The organism is Pseudomonas syringae group sp. 26L6, assembly GCF_032587815.1.
Classification (GTDB): Bacteria; Pseudomonadota; Gammaproteobacteria; order Pseudomonadales; family Pseudomonadaceae; genus Aquipseudomonas; species Aquipseudomonas amygdali.
In genome coordinates this window covers 44244-50926 of the sequence record NZ_JAWHPJ010000021.1, presented here as the reverse complement: position 1 = coordinate 50926, position 6683 = coordinate 44244, and the positions used below count along the sequence as shown (strand labels likewise).

Below are 6683 nucleotides of genomic sequence, written 5' to 3'. Positions count from 1 at the left end.
GTCGGCATGCAGTTCGTGACGCTCTGCGTCACAAGCTCGTGCTGACCCCGCGCATTTGAGATCGGACGCAGAGCGTCCAGAACCGCGTTACCACGCTGGAGCGTGGTAACGATAGTCGGACAATCAACGGGCCTAGAAAAAACCCAACGGGTTGGTGTCGTAGCTCACCAGCAGGTTTTTGGTCTGTTGGTAGTGCTCAAGCGCGATTTTATGGGTTTCGCGGCCGACGCCGGACTTTTTGTAGCCACCGAACGCGGCGTGGGCCGGGTACAGGTGGTAGCAGTTGGTCCAGACTCGCCCGGCCTTGATCGCCCGGCCCACACGGTAGGCGCGGTTGATGTCGCGGGTCCACAAGCCTGCGCCCAGGCCGAACTCGGTGTCGTTGGCGATGGCCACAGCTTCTGCTTCGTCCTTGAAGGTGGTGACGCTGACCACCGGGCCGAAGATTTCTTCCTGGAACACACGCATCTTGTTGTTGCCTTTGAGCAGCGTCGGCTGGATGTAGTAGCCAGTGGACAGGCTGCCCTCAAGCTTCTCGACCTTGCCGCCGGTCAGCAGCTCGGCGCCTTCGCCCTTGGCGATGTCCAGATACGAAAGAATCTTGTCGAATTGTTGCTCGGATGCCTGAGCGCCGACCATAGTGTCAGTGTCCAGCGGGTCGCCGCGCTTGATCTTCTCGACCTTGCGCATCACCGCTTCCATGAACTGTGGATAGATCGACTCCTGCACCAGCGCGCGGGACGGGCAAGTGCAGACTTCGCCCTGATTGAAGAACGCCAGCACCAAACCTTCGGCGGCCTTGTCGATAAACTCAGGCTCGGCGCTCATGATGTCTTCGAAGAAGATGTTCGGCGACTTGCCGCCCAGCTCGACGGTGGACGGGATGATGTTGTCCGCCGCCAGTTTCATGATGTGCGAGCCGACCGGTGTCGAACCGGTGAAGGCAATTTTGGCGATGCGCTTGCTGCTGGCCAGCGCTTCGCCTGCCTCGCGACCATAACCCTGCACGATGTTCAGCACGCCAGGAGGCAGCAGGTCACCAATCAGTTCAATCAGTACGCTGATCCCCAGCGGGGTCTGTTCGGCTGGCTTGAGCACGATGCAGTTACCGGCAGCCAGCGCAGGGGCGAGTTTCCAGGCTGCCATCAGGAGCGGGAAGTTCCACGGGATGATCTGCCCGACCACGCCCAGCGGCTCATGAATGTGATAGGCCACGGTATTGCCGTCGATTTCCGCAGCGCTGCCTTCCTGCGCGCGCAGCACGCCAGCGAAGTAGCGGAAGTGATCGGCGGCCAGCGGAATATCGGCGTTGAGGGTTTCGCGGATCGCCTTGCCGTTGTCCCAGGTTTCGGTGATGGCCAGGACTTCGAGATTGGCTTCAATACGATCGGCAATCTTCAGCAGCACCAGCGAGCGCGCCTGCACCGAGGTCGAGCCCCAGGCTGCAGCGGCTGCGTGCGCAGCGTCGAGGGCCTTTTCGATGTCTTCGGCGGTGGAGCGCGGGAATTCGGCGATGGCCTTGCCGGTGACGGGCGAGGTGTTGGTGAAGTACTGGCCTTTGACCGGTGCGACGAACTCGCCGCCGATATAGTTACCGTAGCGTTCCTTGAAATTGACGATAGCGCCTTCGGTACCGGGATGAGCGTAACGCATGATATGTCTCCTGGTTCTTGTTGTGAGGGAGTCTGTGTCGATTCTGCTTTCGGGCATATGGCAATAAGCGTTCAAGAATAGGCCAATTGCATCCGGCCGTGGTTAGGACTTTAGGCTTATCTGCCGGTCATTGAAATGGCCTGTGCAGGCAATGCAGCGGACAAACTCAGGGTGCCATTTCACCGTCCCTACGTTAACCTGCGCAGATGTTCTGAGAGGTTGGTCATGCATATTCATATCCTTGGTATCTGCGGCACGTTCATGGGTTCTCTGGCGGTGCTCGCCAAAGAGTCGGGGCACCGGGTCACCGGCTCCGACGCCAACGTCTATCCGCCGATGAGCACCCAACTGCAAGCCCAGGGCATCGAGCTGACCCAGGGTTACGATTCTGCGCAACTGGACCCCGCACCTGATCTGGTCGTGATCGGCAATGCGCTGTCGCGTGGCAACCCGGCGGTTGAATACGTCCTGAATAAAGGTTTGCCGTATGTGTCCGGCCCGCAATGGCTGGCCGACCATGTGCTGCAAGACCGCTGGGTATTGGCGGTGGCCGGTACGCACGGCAAGACCACCACCAGCAGTATGCTGGCCTGGGTGCTGGAACATGCCGGCATGAGCCCCGGCTTCCTGATCGGTGGCATCCCGCAGAACTTCGCCGTGTCGGCGCGTCTGGGTGACACCCCGTTCTTCGTAGTCGAGGCCGATGAATACGACAGTGCGTTTTTCGACAAGCGCTCCAAGTTCGTTCATTACCGCCCGCGCACTGCGATCCTCAATAACCTTGAGTTCGATCATGCCGACATCTTCCCGGATCTGCCCGCCATCGAACGCCAGTTTCACCATCTGGTGCGTACCATTCCGAGTGAAGGCCTGGTGATCCATCCGACCACCGAGCCTGCGTTGTCGCGGGTCATCGAAATGGGATGCTGGACGCCGGTGCAAACCACTGGCGAAGGCGGTCAGTGGCAGGCTCGACTGTTGAGTGAAGACGGTTCGCGTTTTGAAGTGTTGTTCGAGGGCCAGCTTCAAGGTTGCGTCGAGTGGGACATGACCGGTCAGCACAACGTGGCCAATGCCCTGGCAACGCTGGCGGCTGCTCGCCACGTGGGCGTTGTGCCTTCGCTGGGCGTGCAGGCACTCAGCGCCTTCAAGAGCGTCAAGCGGCGCATGGAAAAGGTCGCCGAAGTGCGCGGCATCACTATTTATGATGACTTCGCTCACCACCCGACGGCCATTGCCACCACGCTGGATGGCCTGCGCAAGAAAATCGGTGATGCGCCGATCATTGCCGTCATCGAACCGCGTTCCAATTCCATGAAGCTTGGCGCGCACCGCGATGGTCTGCCGGAAAGCGTGAGTCAGGCAGATCAGGTGGTCTGGTATGCCCCGCCCAATCTTGGCTGGGACCTGGCGGCTACGGTCGCAGGAGGCAGCGCACCCTCGACGGTATGTGATTCGCTTGAAGCAATCATCGCGCGAGTCCATAGCCAGGCGCAGCCCGGCACGCATATCGTCATCATGAGCAACGGCGGCTTTGGCGGCCTGCACGGCAAACTGGCCGAGGCGCTGAAATGAGCGGCCCGGAGCGCGTTACGGTTGCGATGACCGGCGCTTCTGGCGCGCAATATGGCCTGCGCTTGCTGGATTGTCTGGTGCGTGAGGACCGGGAGGTGCACTTCCTGATTTCCAAGGCCGCGCAGTTGGTAATGGCCACCGAGACCGACGTACGCCTGCCACCCAAACCGATGATGATGCAGGCGTTTCTGACGGAATACACCGGCGCGTCTGCCGGGCAGATTCGCGTTTATGGTCGTGACGACTGGATGTCGCCAGTGGCGTCAGGTTCTGGTTCGCCCAGCGCAATGGTGGTGGTGCCATGCTCCACCGGTTCGCTGTCGGCAATTGCTACCGGGGCCTGCAACAATTTGATCGAACGCGCTGCCGACGTCACGCTCAAGGAGCGTCGCCAGTTGATTCTGGTGCCCCGCGAGGCTCCGTTTTCCAGTATTCATCTGGAGAACATGCTCAAGCTGTCGAACATGGGTGCGGTGATTCTGCCCGCATCTCCGGGCTTTTATCATCAGCCGCAGACCATCGACGACCTTGTGGACTTTGTCGTCGCGCGGATTCTCAATCTGCTGAATATTCCTCAGGACATGCTGCCGCGTTGGGGCGAGCACCACATTGGCGGCGATGAATAAGCTGATATTGATATCACTTGCGCTGGCACTGACCGGCTGCGCCACCGCGCGCACGCTCGATGCGGCCAAACCCGGCGCGCCGGTGGTGTATGCAGGCACGCGGTTGAATATGTATGCGCTGCAGGGTGGTTGCTGTGCGGCTGACCGTTTCGGTGCCGAAGCACCGAGCTATCCGGGCCTGGACCTGCCGGGCAGCGCGCTGCTCGACACCTTGTTGCTGCCGCTGTCATTGCTGACGGCAGCGGGACTAGGGGTTCAGGCTACGGGCGGGCTTTAGGGTTACCGGTGCAACACCTGCGCTATCAGGTAATGCTCCCTCGGGTGACGCAGAGCGTCACGAATTGCATTCCCACGCGGAGCATGGGAACGATCATGCGATGGGCTGGAAAACGATCATCGTCCGGCCGCAGCGACCGTCATCTACTTGCCCAGCTTACGCAGTTCATCCGACTCGACGATACGCTCGCCATTCTGCTCTTCCAGCGCCAGGCGCCACATGGCGCGGGCCAGCTGGCAGGCTTCGATAGCGCCATACTTACCGGGGATCAGTTTGGCGATGGGGGCTGCCAGTTGCTCGACCCAGCGGGTTTCGGTGCGGCTGCCTACCAGCAGGGAAGGGCGGGCGATAGTCAGTTGCGGCCAGTCCTGCGCGCGCAATGCCTGTTCCATCTCGCCTTTGATACGGTTGTAGAAGGTGCTGGACTTGGGGTCTGCACCAATCGCACTGATTACCAGCAAGTGGCGCGCGCCCAGCTCACGCGCTCGTTTGGCGAACGCTATGACCAGATCCAGATCAACCGCCTTGAACGCATCCTGTGAGCCCGCTTGCTTGATCGTGGTGCCCAGGCAGCAGAACGCGATATCCACACGGCCAGCCAGTGTTGGCAGCAGAGTGGTCAGCTCGCCGACCGGGTTTTCAAGGTGCGGGTGTTCTGCCAAGGGCCTGCGCGTTGGTGCCAGCACGCGGCTGACTGTCGGTTCGTTGAGCAGGCGGTCAAGCAAGTGCTCGCCCGTCAGGCCGGTGGCCCCTGCAAGCAGGATGTGTTGCGGCGTCAGATACATAACCGTTCTCCCTTCATACACTGATAGCCTAGTGGCTAGTCGAGGTCTTCGCTTCCGTGCGGTTCAACGCCGTATTCAAAGCGCGTTCGGCCTGGCTTTTGCGCAACTGCTGCCAGCGCGCCAGAACTCCTTTCGGTGCCCATATCTGCGGTTCGGAGGCGTCGAAATTGTCTTCGCTCTCTCGTTGGGCAACATAGGCTTTTGCTTCGTTGAAAGCGTGTTGCAGGTCATCGGTTTCGACCAATGCCCTGGCGAATAGTGCATCGCCAAAGTAAGTGAAGTCAGCCTCTTCCGAGCAGCCGAATGAAACGCGGTCGGCGCGTGATGCGGTCATGATCAACGTGCGTTCATCTTTCAGGTCTGGAATGAAACCACCGGAATAACACGCCGAAATCACCACGATCTTGTCACGATTCTTCAGCGGCGCAAGGGCGGCCGCGAGGGCATCGGCGGGCAGGTCGGCCAGCGACAGGCGCGGCTGGTCCAGCACCAGTTCATGTTCCTGGGTGCCGTGGCTGGTCAGGTAAATGAAGATCAGGTCTTCCGGGCCGGTACGTTGCGCGAGTGTCTGGACTGCGCGGGAGATGGTCTCGCGGGTTGCCATTGGCCGGTCATCCATGTGGTCGCGATGATTGACCAGACTGACCTGCCCGACGGCTCCAAAGCGCGACTTCAGCAGGTTGCTGACATAGTCTGCCTCGCGCATGAACACGCTCTGCTTGCCGTCGCCGCCCACGACCAGAGTGTAAAGCTCGGTGGCGGGCGTTGACGCAGGGACTGCGGCCAGCGCTTTTTCCAGCAGGGTGCCTTGTACCAGCAGCCCTGCTTCAAGTGCGTCGGGCAGCAGTTTGCCTTTGGCGTCGCGCACCCGTTGGCCATTGGCCCAGATACCGCGCTGCTCCTTGCCGTCCGGGGAGATCAGCACGCCATCGCCCTGATAGGTGTCATCGGCGAACTGGCCGACATAGCGGCTGCCGTCGGCCAGTTGCAGCTGGCCTTGCCCCATAAAGCGCCAGTTGTCGAAGTCGCCTTGATAACGGCTGCCGTCAGCACCGATCAATTCGCCTTTGCCGGTCAGCGCGCCTTCCTTGAAGTCACCGCTCCAGACGTCGCCGTCGCTATTTTCATAGCGACCTTTGCCGTCGAGCTGGCTGTTGCGAAAGTTGCCGACGTATTGATCGCCATCAGCGCTGGTGAAGCTGCCGGTGCCCTGCAATTGACCGTCGACAAAATTACCGCTGTATTGATTGCCGCTGGCGTCACTGCGCGAACCTTCGCCGTTGGCCTTGCCATTGGCGAACATGCCCTGGTGCTGGCTGCCGTCTTCAAGCTCCAGACGTCCGGGGCCGTCGTACAGGCCTGCCTTGAACTGACCGCGATAAAGCACGCCCTTGTCTTTCTGAGTGCCTTCGCCGTCGCGCAGCCCGAGCTTGAAGTTACCGACATAACTCGCGCCATTGCGGGTCGTTAATCGGCCCTGACCGTTGAACAGGCCTTGCTCGAAACCACCCTTGTAGACGTCACCGTTGCTGGCGTGCCATTCACCCTGGCCTTGGCGCAGGCCGTTTTCGAACTGGCCTGCGTACCAGCTGCCGTTGGGGTAGTCGATACGGCCCTGGCCCTGCAATACGCCGTTGACCAGATCGCCGCGATAGCGCCCGCCGTCGGAGAGGCGGCCGTCGGGTGGCAAAATTGATTCGCCATCACCGCAGCCTGCGATCAAGAGTGTCAAAGCCAATGGAGCGAGCGCGCGCATGTGAGATCCCG

At 60.6% G+C, this 6683-nt stretch carries 6 protein-coding genes; 3 read left to right on the top strand and 3 right to left on the bottom strand.

Annotated features, from left to right (window positions below):
* Positions 1-132: 132 nt before the first annotated feature.
* Positions 133-1653 (bottom strand): aldehyde dehydrogenase family protein, encoded by a 1521-nt coding sequence (locus RYA97_RS13215; protein ID WP_004666377.1) that lies wholly within the window; start codon positions 1651-1653, stop codon positions 133-135.
* A 225-nt stretch (positions 1654-1878) separates the two neighbouring features.
* On the opposite strand from RYA97_RS13215, the gene mpl reads away from it, so the two are divergent.
* Genes mpl through RYA97_RS13200 form a run of 3 tightly spaced genes read left to right on the top strand, consistent with a single transcriptional unit; the run spans position 1879 to position 4131 of the window.
* Positions 1879-3228: a UDP-N-acetylmuramate:L-alanyl-gamma-D-glutamyl-meso-diaminopimelate ligase gene (mpl, locus tag RYA97_RS13210; protein WP_316892463.1), complete on the top strand. Its 1350-nt coding sequence runs from the start codon at positions 1879-1881 to the stop codon at positions 3226-3228.
* Positions 3225-3854: a flavin prenyltransferase UbiX gene (ubiX, locus tag RYA97_RS13205; protein WP_002555552.1), complete on the top strand. Its 630-nt coding sequence runs from the start codon at positions 3225-3227 to the stop codon at positions 3852-3854. Before mpl ends, ubiX begins: the two co-directional genes overlap by 4 nt.
* Positions 3847-4131, top strand: a complete 285-nt coding sequence (locus RYA97_RS13200) for a YceK/YidQ family lipoprotein (RefSeq protein ID WP_002555551.1) — start codon at positions 3847-3849, stop codon at positions 4129-4131. The genes ubiX and RYA97_RS13200 overlap by 8 nt, the downstream gene beginning before the upstream one ends.
* Before the next feature lie 143 nt (positions 4132-4274).
* Here the strand turns inward: RYA97_RS13200 and RYA97_RS13195 are convergent, their stop codons facing one another.
* Entirely contained in the window at positions 4275-4916 is a 642-nt protein-coding gene (locus tag RYA97_RS13195; protein WP_005778941.1) for an oxidoreductase, read from the bottom strand.
* Between the two features lie 28 nt (positions 4917-4944).
* Positions 4945-6672 (bottom strand): C13 family peptidase, encoded by a 1728-nt coding sequence (locus tag RYA97_RS13190; protein WP_046834944.1) that lies wholly within the window; start codon positions 6670-6672, stop codon positions 4945-4947.
* Positions 6673-6683: the final 11 nt, after the last annotated feature.